This is a genomic window from Paenibacillus soyae, assembly GCF_024623455.1.
In the GTDB taxonomy this organism is placed as follows: Bacteria; Bacillota; Bacilli; order Paenibacillales; family Paenibacillaceae; genus Pristimantibacillus; species Pristimantibacillus soyae.
Genome location: NZ_JANIPJ010000052.1, coordinates 1 through 1,560, shown reverse-complemented (window position 1 = coordinate 1,560; position 1,560 = coordinate 1). Strand labels below are relative to the sequence as shown.

Here is a 1,560-nt window from a genome sequence, read left to right as displayed (position 1 = left end):
CAGGCTGTCGAGAAAGTCTCGACAGCCTATCTTTTGTCTAATTGGTTCAACACGACACAGCGTTAATGTGATATAATAATGGTATCAATTATTAGATCGGTAGGTGTTGTTCGTGCTTCGTTCGAATCGAAATAAACAACAAAATTATGAACTGGTTTCCATCGAGGACTTGGTCCCAGCAGATCATTTGCTTCGCCTAGTCGATAAGCATATCGATTTTTCATTCATAGATGAAAAGGTACGTCATCTTTACTCTCCGGACAATGGTCGTCCCGCTCTCGACCCTTTGGTTCTCTTTAAAATGATCTTCCTCGGTTACTTTTATGGCATTCGCTCGGAGCGCCAACTTGAACGTGAAATCCAAACCAATGTAGCCTATCGCTGGTTTCTTGGGCTCGGCTTAACGGATCGCGTTCCTGATCACAGCACGATTAGCTGGAACCGTCGCAAACGGTTTAATGACACCACGATCTTTCAGGACATTTTTGACGAAATCGTCATACAAGCGATTTCACACCGGATGGTAGGTGGTCGTGTTTTGATGTCTGATTCGACTCATCTGAAAGCTAATGCCAACAAACATAAATACACCAAAGAACAAATTCAGAAGAACACGCGTGATTATATGGATGAATTAAATGCAGCCGTCGAGGCCGAGCGCAGAGAGCAAGGAAAAAAGACTTAAAACCACGGGAGGAGGTGAACGAAGACAAGGAAGTTAAGGTCAGCACGACAGATCCGGATAGTGGATTTATGGTTCGAGAAGGCAAGCCAGAGGGATTCTTTTACTTGGACCACCGCACGGTTGATGTGAAATACAACCTGGTTACCGATGTGTTCGTCACCGCTGGTAACGTGCATGATTCTGTTCCATACCTCTCACGCTTGGATCGTCAACGTGAACGTTTTGGTTTTAACGTAGAGGCTGTTGCGCTTGATTCGGGTTATTTAACGACACCGATTTGTAAGGGGCTTGAAGACCGTAACATCTTTGGCGTAATTGCCCACCGCCGGTTTCATCCTACTCAAGGCCTGTACCACAAGTGGGAGTTTACCTATGATGCAACCCGCAATCTATATGTGTGCCCCCAAAACCAAGAGTTAGCATACCGGACAACAGACCGCCATGGATACCGACATTATGCTTCTGATTCAAAGCAATGTGCGGATTGTCCAATGCTGCAAAGATGTACACGATCTCGGAACCATCGTAAAATTGTCACCCGTCATATCTGGGAGGACAGCAAGGAGAAAGTACGCCTTAACCGCCTAAGCAAATCCGGCAAACGGCTGTACCGAAAACGAAAAGAAACCATTGAGCGAAGCTTCGCGGATGCTAAACAGCTCCACGGGTTTCGCTATTGCCGGTTGCGGGGGTTGCGCAATGTAACGGAGCAAGCGCTCATGACCGCAGCTGTACAGAACATGAAGAAGATCGCCTTCCACCTGGAAAGGAAGGCGAAGGAGGGCTAGACCAGCCCCTAACCCTCCTCAATTACGTGCGAAAACTAAAGAGAAACCCGAGCATCTTTAAAAAGATGCGGGTTTCTCGACATTCTG

At 46.8% G+C, this 1,560-nt stretch carries 1 protein-coding gene; it reads left to right on the top strand.

Annotated features, from left to right (window positions below; genetic code table 11):
• Positions 1 to 112 precede the first annotated feature (112 nt).
• Positions 113 to 1,473 (top strand): IS1182 family transposase gene (locus NQZ67_RS29890; RefSeq protein ID WP_257453152.1). Its coding sequence is split into 2 segments (ribosomal slippage): positions 113 to 680 and positions 680 to 1,473, totalling 1,362 coding nucleotides; the frame shifts between segments, so codons are not numbered across the junction.
• Positions 1,474 to 1,560: the final 87 nt, after the last annotated feature.